Raw genomic sequence first — 18,994 nt, 5'->3', positions numbered from 1 at the left:
ACTGCGGGGGCTGGTGATCACGCGCCGTCGATCAGGGCGAAGCGTGGAACGTCTGCGCCGTCGACGCGGACGGTTCCCGTGAACATGGCCAGGGGGCGCACCCACAGCCCGCGTTCTCCGTACAGGGGGGTGTAGACCACCAGCTGTTCCTCGGTCTCCGAGTGCCGGGCCACGCCGAGAACCTCGTAGAGGTGACCTTTGTAGTGCTTGTATCTGCCGATCGCAATGTCATTCATGGTGGGCTGACTCTAGGCTCCTTCGCCCGACATTCCCAAACCGTCATCTCCCCACCCGAGCCGGACCGGCAGGTACCGGGCCGTACCCTGTTGCCCGGCGCCACACACCTGTTCGAGGAGCCGAAACCCTGGCGGCGGCCGCCGACCTGGCCCGGGACCGGGTCGCCGACCACCTCGCCCAGACCGTCCCGCCACCGGTTGCCCGCACCGCGAGTATCGCTCCGAGTCCGGCCGACACCCGAGCGACGGGAGCCACAGAACGAACCCGGCACGGGAGGAGGTGACCGCGACGCTGCGATCGAACAGGTCGGCAGAACGCGAGTACGAGACCGAGCCGACCGGGTTCCGGCGGCCCGAACGCTGCCCGATACTGGAGGGGTGCCCGAGACTTCGATTCCTGCAGAGCGCCCGCAGCGCCCTCGACCGTGCCCCTGCCTGAGCGGCAACCTCTATTCCGCGTGCTGTGGTCGGTTCCACCGCGGGGACGCGTTTGCGCCCACCGCGGAGGCGCTGATGCGGTCCCGGTACGCGGCCTTCGCGGTGGGGGAGCCGGACTACCTGCTCACGACGTGGCATCCGCTCACCCGCCCGGAGGTGCTGGAACTCGACGCCGACGTGCGTTGGCTCCGCCTCGAGATCGAACGGACCGCGCAGGGCGGCCCGTTCGACACCGAAGGGGTGGTGGAGTTCACGGCGCACATCCGGTCCGGCGGCGTCTCCTCGCAGCAGCACGAGATCAGCCGGTTCGTGCGCCTGAACCGCCGGTGGGTCTACCGGGACGCCGTCTAGCCCAGCTGCTCCAGGTGGGCTTTCAGCCGCGCCGCGAACGCGGGGCGGGCACCTTCGGCCCGCACAGTCTGCAGCACGTGTTCCCGCACGCCCAGGGCGGTGAGCGTGGCGCTGAGCCCCTGATGTCTCCGGGGGGCATGATCATCGGGTCGACGGTCGTGCGTGCCGGGTGGGCTCCCCACCCGAAAAGACCACGCCGTCGAGCAGGCCGTGACGCTTGGCCAGCAGCCAGTCGCAGGTGGACAGTGCCACAAGTCCCGCGATCTGCAGATCGTGCGCGCTCGCCCTTCTTGCCGATGCTGAACGAGCTGACCGGGCGGAAGTGGCCCATCACGATGGTCCACACCTCACAGACGCAGCCGCAGACCGTGCAGGTCGGGTGCTCGCCGGCCAGGTAGCCGTGGTCGGGGGCAGATTGAGACCGACGGCGTAACCGTGATGTACGGCAGCCGGTGCGTCGTCAGGGAGCGCTGGACGAGCTCGCGGCAGGCCGCGGCCGTGCAGAGCTTCTCCGACATGTACAGGTGCAGCACGGTGCCGCCGGTGTGGCCTCCAGGTTGTACATGTTTCCGGTGGTCTCCTGGAATGAAGTTCTGGAAATAAGGAGTGCCAAACACCGCGGTCATCACGTCGATAGACGCCCGCTTGATCACGGCCATCTCCTCGGCCAGGTCGCCGTGGTTGAAGTCCTGCTCGACCTCGCCGATCACGGTCACCTGCTCGCGCAGGTCCTCCAGGCAGACCCAATCGAACGTGAGGTTGGTGAACGGCGCCCTGTAGGAGTCGAAGGAGCTGCACTCCTGCGCTCCGGCCCACTCGTTCTGCATGGTGCCGAGGAAATTGACGATCTGCGCGATGGCCGAGGAGAAATGCCTCGGGGAGTGGACTCGACCTTGTCGAGAAAGCCAATCAGTCCCTCGTCGAGGAACACCCGGAGCGACCAGCCGGCGCAATAGCCGGCCAGCATGTCGAGGTCGTGGATGTGTAGCTCGCCCTCGCGGTGCGCCTTGCCGATCTCGGCGCTGGAGACGGCGGCACGGATCCGCACTGCGTCGGAAGGAGCGTTAGCGCCAGTGCGCGTGATGGCCCGAAATTTCGGGTTTGTGCATTCGACCTCACACCCGGTGCCTCAACGTCACCACATCTTGGGGTCCACATTCCGATACTGACGACATGTGGTGGTGAGTGGCTAAGCGAACGGTCGGAACAGGGCCGCCAAAATGGCGATATAGACGACCACGAAGACTGCGGGGGTCAGGAAGCGCACGACGTTGATCCACGGCGCGGAGGCGATGACGCCGCGCCCGAGGGCGCTGCTCGCGGGCAGCGCGCATAGGTCAGCCACGATGGCGAGCCCTTCGTTCGCGGACGCGATTTGAGCGAGCGCGCCGAGAATGCCTGAGGCCAGCAGGATGCCCGCGGCCGCGATGCGCACGCTCAGCTCGGCCTCCGCAAGGCCGAGGGACAGGAAGGCCACGAGCGCCGTGAGCAGGAAGGTCGGAGCGAACTGGGACACGATGATATGCCAGCGGGCCCGGGTCCAGAGCGAAATGAGTTCGTGTTCGGTCATGGGAAATCTCCTGTCGCCGGGGCGACCGGATGGTGGCGCCTGACCCCATTCTGCCCCCTCGCGCCGGCTCGCCGGCGGCCCCCATCCCTAGCGGAGCGCCCCGAACCTCAGGTCGGGCTCGGAATATTCTCGGGACGGCCGCGGTTTTTTCCTTTGAATGCATTTGCATAGAGTTTGTCGAACGTACCGACCACGGCGAGGAGCACGCACCAGATGAAAAAGAAGTTCGAACTCGGGCTGGATACCTTCGGTGACGTTACCTTTGACGCCTTCGGGGCCCGGTTGTCCCAGGCGGCGACGCTGCGCGACGTGGTGGCCGAGGGTGTGCTGGCCGATCAGGTCGGCCTGGACTTTTTCGGGATCGGTGAGCACCACCGGGAAGATTTCGCCGTTTCCGCCCCCGAGGTTGTTCTGGCCGCGATCGCCGGACAGACCACCAGCATCCGTCTCGGGTCGGCGGTCACCGTTCTCAGCTCCGACGACCCGGTGCGCGTCTTCCAGCGCTTCTCCACCCTCGACGCGGTCTCCTGCGGGCGTGCCGAGGTCATCCTGGGTCGCGGCTCCTTCACCGAGTCGTTCCCGCTTTTCGGCCTGGAGCTGGAGCAATATGAGCTTCTGTTCGAGGAAAAGCTCAACCTCTTCACCGAGCTGCTCAAGGAGGAGCCCATCACCTGGTCGGGCGAAACCCGTGCCGGCCTGCGTAACCAGCGGGTGTTCCCGCCCACCGAATCCGGATCCCTCACCACCTGGATCGGCGTGGGCGGCAGCCCCCAGTCCGTCGTACGCGCCGCGCACTACGGCCTGCCGCTGATGCTGGCCATCATCGGCGGCTCGCCGCTGGCCTTCGTGCCACTGGTTCAGCTCTATCACCGTGCGCTGGCCCAGTTCGAGAAGCCGACCCGCCCGATCGGCGAGCACTCCCCGGGGTATGTGGCCGTGACGGATGCCCGGGCGCGCGAGGAAATGTGGCCGCACTATGCCGCCATGCAGGACCGGATCGGCCGTGAGCGCGGTTGGGGTCCGGTCACCCGGGAGCGCTTCGAACACGACGCCGGCCCGGACGGCGCCCTGTTCGTGGGCTCACCCGAGACCGTGGCCACGAAGATCGCCGCCACGGCGGTGAGGCTGGGGCTCGCCCGCTTCGACCTCAAATACAGCCTCGGCACGCTCTCCCACGAGAAACTGATGACCAGCATCGAGCTTTACGGCACTGAGGTGGCACCGCTCGTGCGCGAGCTGGTGGCTGCCGACCGCGCCGACGACGTGAGCGGGTGATCGCGGAACGCCAGAATACGAGGCCCGTCACAGCGCACGGAACGAATTCGACGGAGATTTTGCACAATACGGCTCGAAATACTCCGGAAACCCGCTCTTGTGCCAAAATCTCCGTCGAATTGGTTCGACACCGGGCACGGTGCTCCGCCTCTAGAGCTCGGCCACCGTGCCGGCGCCCTCCTCCTGCAGGGCGTACCTGGCGGGGACGAGCTGCTCGAGGCTGCGGTAGACATCCGCCGGCACCACGTCTTCGCCGGCCAGTGCGCTGAGGATGATGACGTCTGTCCCCAGGCCGGCCCGGAGGGTGAGGTCGTAGAGCTCGTCGAGATCGTGCCGGGACAACACATCGCCCTGAGCCTCGGCGAGATGTACGCGTTCGCCGCCACGCCGAGCGTGCAGGTACGCAGTACCTCGGCCGGGGCGTCGCACCGCGAGCCTGAACCATCCGGGCCTGCAAAACTCCCTGGCCACCGGCGTGCAGAGGCACATCGGTGGCGTCCTCGCGGCCCTCGACGGTGACCGTGAGAACCGGGGACGGAGCGAAGACCACGACCGCATTCACAGCGGCTTGATACCCAGAGCGGTCACCCGCGAAAACGGATCGGGCGTCGACGGGGCCCGGCAGACTGTAGCGTACTTGTGGGCATACCGGCGCGATCGGTGTGTCGACAGCACGAGACCCGTAGCACGAGGAGCACCCCTTTGGAAACCTGGCCCGGTACTGCGTACCCGCTCGGAGCAACGTACGACGGCAGCGGCACGAACTTTGCCCTGTTCAGCGGAGCCGCCCACCGCGTTGAGCTCTGCCTTTTCGACGAACAGGGCGTGGAGACCCGCATCGACGTGGTCGAATCCAGCGCGTTCATCTGGCACTGCTACCTGCCCCTGATCCAACCGGGACAGCGCTACGGCTACCGCGTGCACGGCGACTACAACCCCGCCGCGGGCAGCAGGGCGAACCCCAACAAGCTCCTGCTCGACCCCTATGCCAAGGCCACCTGCGGCACGATCGACTGGGACCAGTCCCTGTTCTCCTACAACTTCGGTGACCCGGATTCGCGTAACGACGAGGACTCCGCCCCGCACATGATGCTCGGCGTCGTCGTCAACCCGTTCTTCGACTGGGTGGGAGACCGGCCCCTGCGTACGCCCTACAGCGCCTCCCTGATCTACGAGGCCCACGTGAAGGGCCTCACCAAGCTGCAGGATGCGGTACCGGAGAGCCAGCGCGGCACGTACGCCGGCGTGGCGCATCCGTCGGTCATTGACCACCTGCAGAAACTCGGCGTGACCGCGATCGAGCTGATGCCGGTGCACCAGTTCGTCAACGACGGCACCCTCGAGGAAAAGGGTCTGAACAACTACTGGGGTTACAACACCATCGGGTTCTTCGCCCCGCACAACGCGTATTCCTCCTCCGGTGACCTCGGCAACCAGGTGCAGGAATTCAAGGGGATGGTTCGTTCTCTGCACGACGCTGGTATCGAGGTCATCCTCGACGTGGTCTATAACCACACCGCGGAGGGCAACCACCTCGGCCCGACGATCTCGTTCAAGGGCATCGACAATGAGGCGTACTACCGGCTCATGGACGACGACAAGCGGTACTACATGGACTACACGGGCACCGGCAACACCCTGAACGTTCGTCACCCGCACTCGCTGCAGCTGATCATGGACTCGCTGCGCTACTGGGTTCTCGAGATGCACGTCGACGGCTTCCGGTTCGACCTGGCCTCGGCTCTGGCCCGGGACCTCTACGACGTCGACAAGCTCTCCACCTTTTTTGAACTGGTGCAGCAGGACCCGGTGGTGTCCCAGGTCAAGCTCATCGCCGAGCCGTGGGACGTCGGCCCCGGTGGGTACCAGGTCGGCAACTTCCCGGCTCAGTGGACGGAATGGAACGGAAAGTACCGCGACACCGTGCGTGACTTCTGGCGCGGCGAACCGTCGACGCTGGGCGAGTTCGCGTCGCGAATCACCGGTTCCGCCGACCTCTACGAGCACTCGGGCCGCCGCCCCGTCGCCTCGATCAACTTCGTCACCGCGCACGACGGGTTCAGCCTCTCCGACCTGGTCTCTTACAACGAGAAGCACAACGACGCCAACGGCGAGAACGGCCAGGACGGCGAATCGCACAACCGGTCCTGGAACTCCGGGGTCGAGGGGCCGACGGATGACCCGGAGGTCCTGGCATTACGGGCCCGGCAGCAACGCAACTACGTTGCCACCCTGCTCCTGTCGCAGGGTGTGCCGATGATCCTGCACGGCGATGAGCTCGGCCGAACGCAGAACGGCAACAACAACACCTACGCCCAGGACAATGAACTGAGCTGGATCCACTGGTCGGAGGCGGACCAGCCGCTGATCGAGTTCACGGCTGCCGTTTCCCGGCTGCGCCGCGAACACCCGACGTTCCGCCGCAGCAGCTTCTTCAACGGCCACCCCGGTCACCGCGCCGCGGGCGACCCGATGAGCGACCTTGTCTGGCTGACCCCCGACGGGCAGGAAATGCAGCCCCAGGACTGGGACGAGCACCTGACGCGCACGGTCGCCATGTTCCTCAGCGGCGACGGCATCCGGGAGCGCGACGTCCGTGGCCAAATGGTGACCGACGTGAATTTCCTGGTCTGCTTCAACGCAGACGCCGAGGATGTCGAGTTCACCCTGCCCCCGGCCGAATACGCCCCGGCGTGGGAGATCGTCGTCGACACGGCGGGCGAAGGCGCCGACGCGGTTCCGCGGCCCGCCGGGTCCCTGCACACGGTGACGTCGCGTTCCCTCGTCGTGCTGCGGGCGTATCACGCTCCGGAAACCACGCCGGACCACTCCGTCGCGGCCTCCCTGGCCGGGCTGATGACGGGGACGATCCCCGTGATCGACCCGGCGCACCTGGTCCAGCCGTGAAAATTCCGCTCACCACCTACCGTCTGCAGATCACGGCCGCGTTCGACCTGGCGGCCGCGGAAGGGGTGCTCGACTACCTGACCGAGTTGGGAGCGGACTGGCTCTACCTGTCCCCGCTGCTCGCTGCGGAAGAGGGCTCCGACCACGGCTACGACGTCGTCGACCACTCACGCATCGACCCGGTGCGGGGCGGAGCCGAGGCGCTCACCCGCTTGGCGGCGGCCGCGACGGATGCCGGGCGCGGCATCTTGGTGGACATCGTGCCCAACCACATGGGCGTCGCGACCCCGCACCGCAACCTCTGGTGGTGGAACCTGCTCCAGCACGGCCCCGCTTCGCGCTACGCGGAGGCCTTCGACGTGGACTGGGCCGCGAACGGCGACCGAATCCTGCTGCCCGTGCTCGGCGACGACGCGGACGGAATGAGCGAACTCGACCGCCTCCAGGTGGTCGGCGACGAGCTGCACTACTACGACAACCGGTTCCCGCTCGCCCCGGGCAGCGCCGACGGCGGCGCGGACGCCCGCGTCGTGCACGCCCGGCAGCACTACGAACTCGTCAACTGGCGCCGCGCGGACGCGCAGCTGAACTACCGTCGGTTCTTCTCCGTGAACACGCTGGCCGGCCTCCGGGTCGAGGTGCCGTGGGTCTTCGACGAATCCCACCGGGAGATCGTGCGCTGGGTGCAGGACGGCCTCGTGCACGGGCTGCGGGTCGACCACCCCGACGGTCTCGCCGACCCGGGCGGCTACCTCGACCGGTTGCGGGATGCCACCGACGGAGCCTACGTGCTCGTCGAGAAGATCCTCGAGGGCGACGAACAGTTGCCGACCAGCTGGGCCACCGCCGGCACGACCGGGTACGACGCCCTCGCCGACTTCGACCGGCTGCTCGTCGACCCGGCCGGGCAGGGCGCGCTCGACGCACTCGAGGCCCGGCTGCAGGCCGAGGCCGCGGCGCTGACCGGTGACGCGCCGCCGGCGGACTGGGCCGACCTGGTGCACGCGCGGAAGCGCGTCATCGCGGACCGCACCCTCCAGGCCGAGGTCGTGCGCCTGGCCCGACTGGTCCCCGGCGGCGACGCCACCACCGAACTGACCACGGTCGACGCCCTGACCGAACTCCTGGCCTGCTTCCCGGTCTACCGCTCCTACCTCCCGGTGGGCATCGACGAGCTGCGCCACGCTGGCGTCGAGGCGGCTCGCCACCGGCCCGACCTCGGCCCCGCGATCGAGGCTCTGCTCCCGTTGCTCGGCGACCCGGGGCATCCGCTGGCCGTGCGCTTCCAGCAGACCTCGGGCATGGTGATGGCCAAGGGTGTCGAGGACACCGCGTACTACCGCTTCAGCCGGCTCACCTCGCTGAACGAGGTCGGCGCCGACCCGGGGGAGTTCGCGGTCGACCTGGCCGAGTTCCACCGTCGCCAGCAGACCCGTCAGGCCACCTTTCCGGCCTCGTTGACGACCCTTTCCACCCACGACACCAAGCGCAGTGAGGATGTGCGCGCCCGGATCTCGGTGCTGGCCGAGATCCCGGCCGAATGGGAGAGCACCCTGCGCACCCTGCGCGCGACCGCGCCCCTCGGCGACGCCCCGTTCGAGAACCTGCTCTGGCAGGCCATCGTCGGATCGTGGCCGGCCACATCGGAACGCCTCATCGCCTACGCGGAGAAGGCGGCTCGGGAAGCCGGAACGTCGACCACCTGGACCAGCCAGAACGCGGAGTTCGAGACGGCGATGCGCGGCCTCGTGACCGCCTCCTTCAACGACCCGGCAGTCACGCAGACGCTCACCGCGTTCGTCGACCGGGTGCGCCAGGCGGGCTGGAGCAACGCGCTCTCGAACAAGCTCGTGCAGCTGACGGCCCCCGGAGTGCCCGACGTCTACCAGGGCAGCGAGCTATGGGACACCTCCCTCGTCGACCCCGACAACCGCCGCCCGGTCGACTACGACCTGCGGCGCGGCTACCTGGCCCGGGTGCAGGACGGCTGGCTGCCGCCCGTCGACGAGACCGGCGCCGCGAAACTTCTGGTCACCACGCGCGCCCTCCGGCTGCGCCGCGACCAGCCCGAACGTTTCTACCGGCACAGTCCGGTCCCCGCGTTCGGCGCCGCCGCCGACCACGTGATCGCTTTCGACCGCGGCGGCGCGGTCACCATCGCCACCCGGCTGCCGCTCGGGCTCGCGGCCGCGGGCGGCTGGGGAGATACGATCGTGGTCTTGGCCGGCGGGCCGGTCGTCGATCTGCTGACCGGGGAACGCCACCCCGGCGCATCCGTCAGCGTGGCCGCCCTGCTGGGGCGCTACCCGGTGGCCCTGCTGGTGCCGGCCGACGACGCCGACCCGACTCGCACGACCGACCTGGAAGGTGCCGACCATGCCCGCTGAATTCAAAGTCTGGGCTCCCAACGCATCGGCCCTGGCGGTCGAACTCGCCGACCAGACCGTGCCGATGACCCCGCGGGGCGACGGATGGTGGCACGCACCCCGTCCGCTGACCGAGCCCGCCGAGGGCCGTGCCGATCAGCCCGTCGACTACGGCTTTTTGATCGACGGTCAGGGGCCCTTCCCCGACCCCTGCTCCCGGCACCAGCCGAACGGCGTGCACGCGAAGAGCCGCACGTTCGATCCCGGCGCGCACGTCTGGCAGGACAGCGCCTGGACCGGCCGCCAGCTGGCCGGCAGCACGATCTATGAGCTGCACCTCGGCACCTTCACTACGGAGGGCACCCTCGACGCCGCGGCGGGCCGACTGGCCCACCTGGCCTCGATCGGCGTCGACTTCGTGGAGCTGCTCCCGGTCAATGCCTTCAACGGCACCCACAACTGGGGCTACGACGGGGTGCTCTGGTACGCCGTGCACGAGGGCTACGGCGGACCGGCTGCCTACCAACGGTTCGTGGACGCCTGTCACCAGGCCGGAATCGGCGTCATCCAGGACGTGGTCTACAACCACCTCGGCCCGAGCGGCAACTACCTGCCGCAGTTCGGTCCGTACCTGAACGAGAGGGGCGACACGGGCTGGGGCTCCTCTCTCAACCTCGACGGCGCCGACTCCGACCCGGTGCGCCGCTACATCATCGACAACGCCCTGATGTGGCTGGGCGACTACCACGTCGACGGACTCAGGCTGGATGCGGTGCACGCCCTGCGGGACGACCACGCCCTGCACCTGCTCGAGGAACTCGCCGCCGACGTCGATGTGTTGAGCGCCACCCGCGGGCGTCCGCTCACCCTGATCGCCGAATCGGACCTCAACGACCCGCGTCTGATCACGCCGCGAGACGCCGGCGGCTACGGGCTCACCGGCCAGTGGAGCGACGACTTCCACCACGCCGTGCACGTGGCGGTCACCGGCGAGACCACCGGCTACTACGCCGACTTCGAGCCGCTCAGCGCCCTCGCGAAGGTGCTCACCCACGGGTTCTTCCACGACGGCACCTTCTCCAGCTTCCGCGGGCGCACCCACGGTCGGCCGATCGACACCGCACGGATGCCGGCCTGGCGCCTCGTCGTCAACAACCAGAACCACGACCAGATCGGCAACCGGGCCACGGGCGACCGCCTCAGTGCGACCCTCGACGCCGGGCAGCTGGCGATCGCCGCCACCCTGACCCTGCTCGGCCCGTTCACGCCCATGCTGTTCATGGGCGAGGAGTGGGGGGCGAGCACACCCTGGCAGTTCTTCACGTCGCATCCGGAACCCGAACTCGGCGAGGCCGTCCGCACGGGCCGGATCGGCGAGTTCGCGCGCATGGGCTGGGACCCGGCCGTGGTGCCCGACCCGCAGGACCCGGCCACGTTCGAGCGGTCGGTGCTGGACTGGGCTGAGGTGTCCCAACCGGCCCACGCGCGCCTGCTCGATTTCTACCGGGCTCTGGGCTGGCTGCGGCGTTCCCGTCCGGACATCACGGACCCGCGCTTCGGCCGGGTCGCGGTCGACGTCGACGATAACGAGCGGTGGCTGCGGCTCTGCCGCGGCGACACCGAAATCCTGGTCAACCTGGGCACGGAGGCTCGTGACGTGCCGACGGATGCCCCGGCGCTACTGGCATCCTTCGCCGCCGTCGGCGACGCGGTCCAGTCTCGCACGCCCACCGCGGTCACCCTCGCACCGCACTCCGTCGCCGTGTTCGGCGCCTCCGAGTAGCCCGCAGTCAACGGTCCTCGGGGCCTCGTGCCTCGCGGCGCACCCTACGGAAACTGGCGCACGTTACACCGTGCGCCAGTTTCTCCAACCTGCGCCGCGAGTGGGCAGAGCTCAGACGGCGCCCGACTATGCCAGGTGGGATGCGGCGGCGTCCGGATCGTCGGCGTCGGGCCGCGTCACCTCTTCCAGCAGCTCGAGCACGTGGCGGTATTCCTTGCCGGTGGCCCGGGTCAGCCCGAGCTCACAGGTGCGGTTGCACGACGCGAATGCCGTGGCGTCCATCGTCGCGACATCGGCCGCCTGCGCCCGGGTGGCGGATTCTGTCAGCTCGGGATGCAGCATGCCGCGGTCCCCGGCGAAGCCGCAGCAGCCCCAGTTATCCGGCACCTGCACCCTCTCGGCCACCCCGCCGGCCAGGGTCTGCAGGGAGTCGTTGATGCCCATCCGAGTGGAAGAACACGTGGGGTGCAGCGCGAGCGAATCGATCTTCTGGTACTCGGGCAGTGACGGCAGGATGCGTTCGGCCGCGAACTGCACGGCGTCGACCACCCGCAGGCGCGGCTCGTTCTGGTCACCCTCGATGGTCGTCCGCAGCCCCTCGGTGCAGGAGGAGGCGTCGCAGATGATGGCGAGCTCGCCGTTCCGGGTCGCCGTGCGCAGCGCCGCGAGGGTTTTGGCCCGCATGGTCGCTTCGCCGGTCTTCAGCCCCTTCGACGACCACGGCGTGCCGCAGCAGAGCCCGTCGATGCCCGCGGGCACGACGAGGGTGATGCCGGCCCGGTCGCAGAGCTGCTCGAAGCTGACCTGCACCCCGGGCGTGCCCGCGGTGGCCGGACCGAACATGGTCTGCACGCAGGCCGGGAAGTAGACGGCTTCCGGCGCCAGGGCCGGCACCGGGCGGGAGCGTCCGCCGCCGCCGCCAGGCAGCTCGCTCGAGTAGAGCGGCAGCGTGTCGGTGCCGAGCACGGCTCGGCCGAGCTTGTTGGGCACCATCAGTACCGGGGCCGGGATCTTGCGCACCACAGTGAGGGCCAGCCCGGCGCCGCGGGTGACCGCACCCCAGTTCTTGGCCGCGGTGTTCCAGACGCCGTTGATCAGCGGTCCGGTCTCGCCGCGCCGGATCTGCTTCATCATGGTGCCGGTGTTGATGTTGACCGGGCAGGCGGTCTGGCACATGCCGTCGACCGCGCAGGTCTCCACGCCGTCGTAGACGAAGTCCTTCTCCAGCTCGGCGGCCAGAGCCAGGTCGCCGCTCCGGCGGGCCTGTTCGATGGCGCGCAGGGTGACGATCCGCTGGCGGGGGGTCAGGGTCAGGTCCCGGCTGGGGCAGACGGGTTCGCAGTAGCCGCAGGAGACGCAGCTGTCGACCACCTCGGCGACGGGCGGCACCAGCTTGATGTCACGAAGGTGAACCTCAGGGTCGTCATTCATCAGCACGCCGGGGTTGAGCATCCCGGCGGGGTCGAACAGCACCTTGAGCTGCCGCATGACTTCGTAGAGCTCGTCGCCGTACTGGCGCCGCACATACGGAGCCATCACCCGGCCGGTGCCGTGCTCGGCCTTGAGCGAGCCGCCCTCGCCGAGCACCAGGTCCACCATGTCCTCGGTGAAGGCGCTGTAGCGCTCTAGCTCGGTTGTGCCGGTGAACCCGTCGGTGAGCATGAAGTGGATGTTGCCGTCCTTGGCATGGCCGAAGATCACGCTGTTGCGGTAGCTGTACTTGTCGAACAGACGGATCAGCTCCACGCAGGTGCGGCCGAGCGCGGCCACCGGCACGACGACGTCCTCGAGCAGCGCCGTGGTGCCCTGCGGGCGGGCGCCGGCGACGGATGCGTAGAGCCCCTTCCGCAGATGCCACAGCTGGGCACGGGTCGCAGAGTCCGCGCTGAACTTCACCGGGGCGCTGAGCCCGAGCCCCGGCATAATGGTCAGGCCCGCGCGCTGGAGCTCCTGCAGCGATTCGGGGTTGTCGGTCTGGTACTCCATCAGGAGGGCGGCGTGGTCGCGCACCGCGAGGTCGCGCACGACCGGGGGTACGTCGTCCAGGCCCTGGCCGACCTTGAGCGACAGGGCGTCCATCAGCTCCAGGGTGGCCGCCCCGGTGCCCACCAGGGCAGGCAGGGCCGCGTTGGCGGTCTCCAGGTCCGGGAAGACCAGCAGGCCGGTGACCGTGTGGGTCGGCCGCGGGACGGTGCGGAAGACCGCCTCCGCGACGAACCCGAGGGTGCCCTCGCTGCCCACGATCAGGTGCGCCAGGATGTCGACGGGCCGGTCGAAGTCCAGCAGGGAGTTCAGGCCGTAGCCCATGGTGTTTTTCATCGAGAACTGGTGACGGATGGTCGAGACGGAGGCCGGGTTGCCGGCAACCCGCTTGGCGAGGCGCAGCAGGCCCTCGTGCAGCTCGGGTTCGAGGGCGCGGAGGCGCGCGTCGGCATCCGCCGCCCCGGTGTCGACGACGGTGCCGCTGGGCAGCACCACCGTGATCGATTCCAGGGTCTGGTAGGCGTTGTCGACGGTGCCGCAGGCCATACCGGAGGAGTTGTTGGCCACGACGCCGCCGATGGTGCAGGCGGATTCGCTCGCCGGGTCCGGGCCGAATTTGCGGCCGTACTGCGCCAGGCGGGCGTTCAGGGCGCGCACGGTGACGCCGGGCTGAACCCGCACCCGGGCGCCGTTGTCCTGCACCTCGATCTGTTTGAAGTTGCGGCGCACGTCGACGAGCACGCCGTCGGTGAGTGCCTGGCCGCTCAGGCTGGTACCGCCGGAGCGGAACGTGAGCGGCACACCCTGCGCCCGACTGGCGCGCAGCAGCTTGCCGACCTCGTCCGCGTTGGCGGCCACGACGACCGCCTGCGGCACCAGCAGGAAGTGCGAGGCGTCGTGGGCGTTGGCGTGCAGGTCGATCGCCCGGGTCTTCACCTGGGCCGGGTCGGACACCGCGGCCCGGAGGGCACCCAGCATCCCGGCGGATGCAGGCACCGCTGTGGGACCGGAGACGGTCGCCGAGGGGGTGACCACCGTGCCGCGGCGGGCCATTACGGCACCATCCAGCCGAGGACCGGGGTGGACTGCAGCACGATCAGGACCGTGATCAGCACGAGGAGCCCCAGGCTCCATCCGACGAGCTTGCGGAAGAGCAGGCTCTCCGCACCCACCAGGCCGACGGCGGCGGCCGCCACGGCCAGGTTCTGCAGCGAGAGCATCTTGCCGAGCACACCGGCCGACGAGTTGGCGGCGGCCATCAGCACAGGCGACAGGCCGGTCGCGTTGGCGGCGGTGACCTGCAGCTGCCCGAAGAGCGCGTTTGACGAGGTGTCGGAGCCGGTCAGGGCCACGCCGATCCATCCGATCAGGGGGGAGATCACGGCGAAGAATACGCCGGCGGTGGCCAGGTAGGCGCCGAGGGAGGCGGTCTGGCCGGACAGGTTCATCACGAACGAGAGGGCGAGCACGGCGGTAACGGTGACGATGGTCCAGCGCAGCTGCACGAGGGTGTCGCCGTAGATCTTGAGGCCCTGGCGGAACGAGACCTTGTAGAGCGCCATGGTGAGCAGGCCGGAGAAAAGCAGCAGGGTGCCGGTGGCCTTGAAGTGGTCGAGCTTGAACATCGTGGCCGGAACCGGGTCGCCGGCGGCGTCGGTCACGTTCAGTCCGGGCCAGGCGAAGGTGACGCTGCCCACGACGCTGAGCCAGGCCTTGATGGCCGGGATCTGCGCGATCGAGAAGATGCCCATGATGATCAGGTACGGGGCGATGGCCTTCCACACCTGGCGCGGTTCCGGGCGGGTGTTGTCGTTCAGGTCAGGGCTGTCGGCAGAGCGTCGCGCCGACTTGAGCGCGGTGGTGGGGGTGCTGCGCATGGCGGATGCGGGGACCGCGGCGCCCACGGTCGTGCTCACCAGGTTCTCGGCACCGGACAGTTCGACGTCGTCGTTCAGTCCCATGGATTCGGCCGGCTGCCAGAAGCGCAGCATGACCAGGACGGCGGCCACGGTGGCGACGGCGGCCACGACATCCGTCAGCTCGACGGCGAAGAAGTTGGCGGTGACGAACTGGGCCAGTCCGAAGACGAGTCCGGCGACCACGGCCACCGGCCAGGTCTGCTTGACGCCGCGCTTGCCGTCGACGATGAAAACGAGGATCAGCGGAACGATCACGGCGATGAACGGCGTCTGGCGGCCGGCCATCGACGCGAGGTCCTGGATCGGCAGGCCGGTGACGCCGTTGAGGGCGATGATCGGGGCGGCCATGGCACCGAACGCCACCGGGGCCGTGTTGGCCAGCAGCGACACCATGGCGGATTTGAGGGGTTTCATGCCCGCGGCCATCAGCATGGCGGCGGAAATGGCAACCGGGGCGCCGAATCCGGCGAGGGACTCGAGTAGTGCGCCGAAGCAGAAGGCGATCAGGATGGCCAGGATACGCAGGTCGTTGGAGATGGAGCGGATGGTGCGGCCCAGCACCTCGAACCAGGGGGTGGCCACGGTGAGCTTGTAGATCCACAACGCGTTGACCAGAATCCAGAGAATCGGGAAGAGGCCGTAGAAGACGCCGGCGGCCGTGGCGCTCAGCGCTTGGCCGACCGGCATCTGCCAGCCGACGACGGCGAGCACGACCGAGAGGAGCAGGCTGACCAGCGCCGCCTTGTGCGCCTTGACCCGGAACACGCCGAGAAGGACGAACAGGAGAATCAGCGGCAATGCGGCGCAGATGGCCGACAGGACGAGGGATCCAAGAATCGGATCGAGTATCTGTTGAAAGATTGGGTCTCCACACTGAGGTCGTGGTCACGCCGTCGTGACACTTCATCAGTTGTATAGCAAGTATGCAAGTAAGTCAATATATATTGTGTTTTTGTCTGTCAAGATGAGAACACAATTTAGGAAAGGCAGGTCCCGTGACAGCGCGCGTAACGGCAACGTCGATCGTGGATGCCATCGCGAACGACCTGCGAACCCGAATCCTTGAAGGGGAATTGACCTCCGCCACGGCCCTGACCGAGACCGATATGGCCGCGAGCTACGACGTCGCCCGCCCCACGGCGAAGGCGGCGATCGAGAAACTCGTCGCTGAGGGACTGCTGGTGCGCGGGGCGCACAAGAGCGCCCGCGTCGCCGAGCTCGGACCGGACTCCGTGCGCGACATCTACCAGGCCCGCGCCTACCTCGAAAGCGAGGTGCTGCGCCGCCTGGCCCTCACCTGCACCGTCCCCGAGGAGGCCGTGCAGGCCAACCTCGACATCGCGGCCGTGGCTGGCGGCTCCGCCCTCGACGTCGTGGAACCCGATATGCGTTTCCACACCAGTCTGATCGACGCCGTCGGCAACGAGCGGATCAGCAGGATGTACCGTTCCCTGGTTAGCGAGGTACGCCTCTGCATGGTGCGGGTGCAGTCGCTGAACCTGCTCGACACCGCGTTGATCCAGGCCGAACACCAGCGCCTGCTCGAGCTGATCGGGGAGGGCGATGGCGCCGCGGCTGCCGAGTTGCTCGACGAACACCTCGCCCGTGCCCGCGAACGCCTCGCCGCGGCAATCGGCGGCGAAGCCGGCCCGGAGGCACACCTCCCATCATCCCTGCACCGGGTCTGAGTCCCCCAGACGCCATGGGCTACTTTCTCGCACCATCCACCCGGGTTGCCCTGTCGCGCCTGGTGACCCTCGACACGGCCCCGGGCTCGGCGCCGCTCGAGCGGTTGCGGGCCATCCGTTCCCTGCTCTTCGAGCTCGACGCCGACCCAGCCACCCTGGTAGGTGTGCGCGACGCCCTCAGCGGGGGAGCGGACTGGGACGAGATCGCCGACGCCGCCGGTTTGAAACCGGCCGCCGCGAAGTGGCGCTGGAGCGGCACCGATTCGGAGATCGCCGCCCGGCAGGCGGCCGGACGCAAGCGGTCCGCACGTCCCAGCGCCGTGCCCACCGATCTGCCTGGGCTGTCCGTGTCCGAGGCTGCTGCGCAGCTGGGGGTCACCGCCCAGGCGATCTACCTGAAGCTGAGCCGCGGCAAGCTCGCCGGCCGAACCGTCGAACTCCCCGACGGGCGAAGCTACAAACGGGTCTTTCTCAACGAAGACCCGGATGCCCGCCTTGACCGCGCCGAATCGGCAGCAGACAATGACCCCACCGCTTCCCCCCGATGCACTTTGACGACGGAGCCCTCACCATGACTGATTTCTCCTCGACCAGCACGCCCACCCGGTCGATGCCCCTGTCCGATCAGACCGAGACGCTCAAGCCCATTGAAGAGCCCCAGACGACCGAGGCCCAGCCCGCGCCCAGGCGCGTAGCGCACCTCACGACCACGTCCGGCCAGCGCACCGCGCTGGTCGTCCTGGTCGGAATCATAGCCCTTGCCGTGGCCTTCATCGTGATGCTTTTGGTGGGGGTGTCGAGCGAGAGCATCAACGCCCTCGCCGTATTCGCCACGCCCATTGCCTCGATGGTGGCCGCCTATTACGGCATCACCCTGAGCATCCAGCAGGTGCGCAGCGAACGCGCCGAGAAGGAAAAGGCTATCGCCCGAGCGGATGCCGCCGACGCCGCCAGCCGCGAGACCGAGGTCTGGGCCGCCCAGATGGAATCCGGCCTGCGCGTCGCGATGGCCCAGCTCGGCGCCGCGCGTATCGGCACCGAGGCGGTCGAGAAGGCTGCAGGCACCCCCGACGGCTTCTTCTGACCGGGGTTCGATCACTCGAAGCCTCCCAGTTTCGGCTAGCCGGCCTCCTTCTCGGCGGTGCCGTTCCGCACGCGCACGATGGTCCCCCAGCAGGCGACGGTCGTCAGCATGAGCGCTCCCAGCGCTCCTAACGCGAGCGGCGAGAGGGCGAAGGCGAGGGGCAGCGCCAGCAGCAGTAGTGCGATTCCCGTGACATGGGAGATCAGCACCTCCCGGGCCACGACGAATCGGAACAACGCCAGCCCCAGCAGGTACAGCAGAGGCCCGCCGGTGATGGCGACGGCCGTCGAAAAAATGACCGGGTCATCCGGATGCGCCAGGATCTCCTTGACGCCGACCGAGCTCAGAACAATGCCGGCGATGAGCATCGCATGTACATAGGTATACGCGAGCCGGGCGAGCCGGCCGGGGTCGGCGGCATCGGCGAGGGCTTTGCTGCCCGCGTACTCGCTGTGGTCGAAGTACAGCCACCACATGGCCGCTCCACTCACGAAGGCCAGTAGCAGGCCGAGCACACCCGGCACCGACACGTCCTGATCGACGAAGGCGAAGCCCGTCACCAGAAATGATTCGCCGAGTGCGATGATGACGAACAGGGCGCTGCGCTCCGCGATGTGCGGACCGGAGAGCTCGCCGTCGCCGGGAGTGGCCCGGCCGAGGCCCGGCACCGGGAAACCGAGCTTCGCGGAAACGAACTCGATCCCGAGTGCGGTGGCCCAGAGCAGCAACCGGTAGTCGGCCGGGAGCAGGCCGCCGAGAATCCAGAAGAGCCCGGCCACGGCGAGCCAGAGGAAGATCCGCACGAAGGCGCGGAAGAGGGCGCGATCGTGGAGCGCGAGGGCGAGCGCCATGAAGGCCGTTCGGCCCAGCTGCAGGGTGACGTAGGCCGCGGCGAAGAGGAATCCCCGGTCGCCGAATGATTCGTAGATCGAGACGCTCACCACCAGCCCGACCAGGGAGAGGCCGATCACGACCCCGCGCACAGGCAGGCGGGCCGGATCGAGCAGGTTGGTCACCCAGGTGGTGTGCACCCAGATCCACCACAGGGCGAGCACCAGGATGACGGACTCGGCGGCTCCCTGCCAGGACTGGTTCTCGTAGAGGTGGCGCGACAGCTGGGTCAACGCGAACACAAAGATCAGGTCGAAGAACAGCTCGATGTAGGTGACCCGATCCGCCAGGTCGGGCCGATCCGGGCGCATCAGATTGAGTCGGAGGCCAAAACGGCCGGCGGGGCGGCGACCGGTGCCGGGAGCGGAGGGGACGGTGCTGGGCGTTGCGTTCACGCACCCAGTCTGCCTCAGTTCGGCAGATGTGGGGGAGGCGGTATGGCGGCCTCCCGTGTTGCCCTGATGGGACTTTCTATGACATTCTTTTACAAAACGAACGGTCAG

The 18,994-nt window shown here is 68.3% G+C and carries 15 protein-coding genes and 1 pseudogene; 8 read left to right on the top strand and 8 right to left on the bottom strand.

Annotation, left to right across the window (positions count from 1 at the left end; translation table 11 throughout):
- Positions 1-17 precede the first annotated feature (17 nt).
- A complete protein-coding gene (locus E3T25_RS10540; protein WP_134374168.1) occupies positions 18-236 on the bottom strand; it encodes a DUF1653 domain-containing protein in 219 nt (72 codons plus the stop codon).
- On the opposite strand from E3T25_RS10540, the gene E3T25_RS17955 reads away from it, so the two are divergent.
- Positions 162-1,025, top strand: a complete 864-nt coding sequence (locus E3T25_RS17955; RefSeq protein ID WP_420898242.1) for a YchJ family protein — start codon at positions 162-164, stop codon at positions 1,023-1,025. The two genes, E3T25_RS10540 and E3T25_RS17955, sit on opposite strands and share 75 nt — an antisense overlap.
- Here the strand turns inward: E3T25_RS17955 and E3T25_RS17500 are convergent.
- The 3 genes and pseudogenes from E3T25_RS17500 to E3T25_RS10525 form a co-directional block, all read right to left on the bottom strand.
- On the bottom strand, positions 1,022-1,207 hold the full coding sequence (locus E3T25_RS17500; RefSeq protein ID WP_241980801.1) for a hypothetical protein: 186 nt from the start codon (positions 1,205-1,207) through the stop codon (positions 1,022-1,024). The genes E3T25_RS17955 and E3T25_RS17500 overlap by 4 nt on opposite strands.
- A gap of 98 nt (positions 1,208-1,305) precedes the next feature.
- A pseudogene (gene nrdD / locus E3T25_RS10530) lies at positions 1,306-2,055 on the bottom strand (anaerobic ribonucleoside-triphosphate reductase); the annotation flags it as partial.
- A 159-nt stretch (positions 2,056-2,214) separates the two neighbouring features.
- The gene (locus E3T25_RS10525) at positions 2,215-2,595 is read right to left on the bottom strand and encodes a hypothetical protein (RefSeq protein WP_134374166.1); all 381 of its coding nucleotides are present in this window, start codon (positions 2,593-2,595) and stop codon (positions 2,215-2,217) included.
- Between the two features lie 213 nt (positions 2,596-2,808).
- Between E3T25_RS10525 and E3T25_RS10520 the strand changes: the two genes are divergently transcribed.
- Positions 2,809-3,870 carry an LLM class flavin-dependent oxidoreductase gene (locus E3T25_RS10520; RefSeq protein ID WP_134374164.1) on the top strand — a complete coding sequence of 354 codons (1,062 nt, stop codon included), beginning with the start codon at positions 2,809-2,811 and terminating at the stop codon, positions 3,868-3,870.
- 150 nt (positions 3,871-4,020) lie between these two features.
- On the opposite strand, the gene E3T25_RS10515 is transcribed toward E3T25_RS10520, so the two are convergent.
- The gene (locus tag E3T25_RS10515; RefSeq protein ID WP_134343145.1) at positions 4,021-4,212 is read right to left on the bottom strand and encodes a hypothetical protein; all 192 of its coding nucleotides are present in this window, start codon (positions 4,210-4,212) and stop codon (positions 4,021-4,023) included.
- Positions 4,213-4,572: 360 nt separating this feature from the next.
- Between E3T25_RS10515 and glgX the strand changes: the two genes are divergently transcribed.
- Genes glgX through treZ form a run of 3 tightly spaced genes read left to right on the top strand, consistent with a single transcriptional unit; the run spans position 4,573 to position 10,926 of the window.
- Positions 4,573-6,777: a glycogen debranching protein GlgX gene (glgX, locus tag E3T25_RS10510; RefSeq protein ID WP_134374162.1), complete on the top strand. Its 2,205-nt coding sequence runs from the start codon at positions 4,573-4,575 to the stop codon at positions 6,775-6,777.
- Positions 6,774-9,164: a malto-oligosyltrehalose synthase gene (gene treY / locus E3T25_RS10505; RefSeq protein ID WP_134374160.1), complete on the top strand. Its 2,391-nt coding sequence runs from the start codon at positions 6,774-6,776 to the stop codon at positions 9,162-9,164. The genes glgX and treY overlap by 4 nt, the downstream gene beginning before the upstream one ends.
- Positions 9,154-10,926, top strand: coding sequence for a malto-oligosyltrehalose trehalohydrolase (gene treZ, locus E3T25_RS10500; RefSeq protein WP_134374158.1), 1,773 nt, complete (start codon positions 9,154-9,156; stop codon positions 10,924-10,926). Before treY ends, treZ begins: the two co-directional genes overlap by 11 nt.
- A 126-nt stretch (positions 10,927-11,052) precedes the next feature.
- Here treZ and E3T25_RS10495 read toward each other — a convergent pair whose 3' ends face one another.
- Both E3T25_RS10495 and E3T25_RS10490 read right to left on the bottom strand, forming a co-directional pair.
- Positions 11,053-13,887, bottom strand: coding sequence for an FAD-binding and (Fe-S)-binding domain-containing protein (locus tag E3T25_RS10495; protein WP_134343158.1), 2,835 nt, complete (start codon positions 13,885-13,887; stop codon positions 11,053-11,055).
- Positions 13,888-13,961: 74 nt separating this feature from the next.
- The gene (locus tag E3T25_RS10490) at positions 13,962-15,689 is read right to left on the bottom strand and encodes an L-lactate permease (RefSeq protein ID WP_104103462.1); all 1,728 of its coding nucleotides are present in this window, start codon (positions 15,687-15,689) and stop codon (positions 13,962-13,964) included.
- A gap of 134 nt (positions 15,690-15,823) precedes the next feature.
- Between E3T25_RS10490 and E3T25_RS10485 the strand changes: the two genes are divergently transcribed.
- The 3 genes from E3T25_RS10485 to E3T25_RS10475 are packed head-to-tail and all read left to right on the top strand — an operon-like array spanning position 15,824 to position 17,600.
- On the top strand, positions 15,824-16,516 hold the full coding sequence (locus E3T25_RS10485) for a GntR family transcriptional regulator (protein ID WP_104103465.1): 693 nt from the start codon (positions 15,824-15,826) through the stop codon (positions 16,514-16,516).
- 14 nt (positions 16,517-16,530) lie between these two features.
- Complete coding sequence (locus E3T25_RS10480) at positions 16,531-17,091, top strand: hypothetical protein (RefSeq protein ID WP_104103468.1); 561 nt, start codon at positions 16,531-16,533, stop codon at positions 17,089-17,091.
- Positions 17,088-17,600 carry a hypothetical protein gene (locus tag E3T25_RS10475; RefSeq protein WP_134374156.1) on the top strand — a complete coding sequence of 171 codons (513 nt, stop codon included), beginning with the start codon at positions 17,088-17,090 and terminating at the stop codon, positions 17,598-17,600. The genes E3T25_RS10480 and E3T25_RS10475 overlap by 4 nt, the downstream gene beginning before the upstream one ends.
- A 35-nt stretch (positions 17,601-17,635) precedes the next feature.
- On the opposite strand, the gene E3T25_RS10470 is transcribed toward E3T25_RS10475, so the two are convergent.
- Positions 17,636-18,886: a low temperature requirement protein A gene (locus E3T25_RS10470; protein ID WP_134374154.1), complete on the bottom strand. Its 1,251-nt coding sequence runs from the start codon at positions 18,884-18,886 to the stop codon at positions 17,636-17,638.
- Positions 18,887-18,994: the final 108 nt, after the last annotated feature.

This window comes from Cryobacterium sandaracinum (genome assembly GCF_004403415.1).
Classification (GTDB): domain Bacteria; phylum Actinomycetota; class Actinomycetes; order Actinomycetales; family Microbacteriaceae; genus Cryobacterium; species Cryobacterium sandaracinum.
The sequence above is the reverse complement of the archived record's forward strand: the minus strand, read 5'-3'. Positions and strand labels throughout refer to the sequence as shown.

What these genes read in the sequence shown, in the direction of transcription:
- E3T25_RS10540 (WP_134374168.1), bottom strand. Translation starts at nt 236, where the DNA reads ATGAATGACATTGCGATCGGCAGATACAAGCACTACAAAGGTCACCTC.
- E3T25_RS10525 (WP_134374166.1), bottom strand. Translation starts at nt 2,595, where the DNA reads ATGACCGAACACGAACTCATTTCGCTCTGGACCCGGGCCCGCTGGCAT.
- E3T25_RS10520 (WP_134374164.1), top strand. Translation starts at nt 2,809, where the DNA reads ATGAAAAAGAAGTTCGAACTCGGGCTGGATACCTTCGGTGACGTTACC.
- treZ (WP_134374158.1), top strand. Translation starts at nt 9,154, where the DNA reads ATGCCCGCTGAATTCAAAGTCTGGGCTCCCAACGCATCGGCCCTGGCG.
- E3T25_RS10495 (WP_134343158.1), bottom strand. Translation starts at nt 13,887, where the DNA reads ATGCTGGGTGCCCTCCGGGCCGCGGTGTCCGACCCGGCCCAGGTGAAG.
- E3T25_RS10480 (WP_104103468.1), top strand. Translation starts at nt 16,531, where the DNA reads ATGGGCTACTTTCTCGCACCATCCACCCGGGTTGCCCTGTCGCGCCTG.
- E3T25_RS10475 (WP_134374156.1), top strand. Translation starts at nt 17,088, where the DNA reads ATGACTGATTTCTCCTCGACCAGCACGCCCACCCGGTCGATGCCCCTG.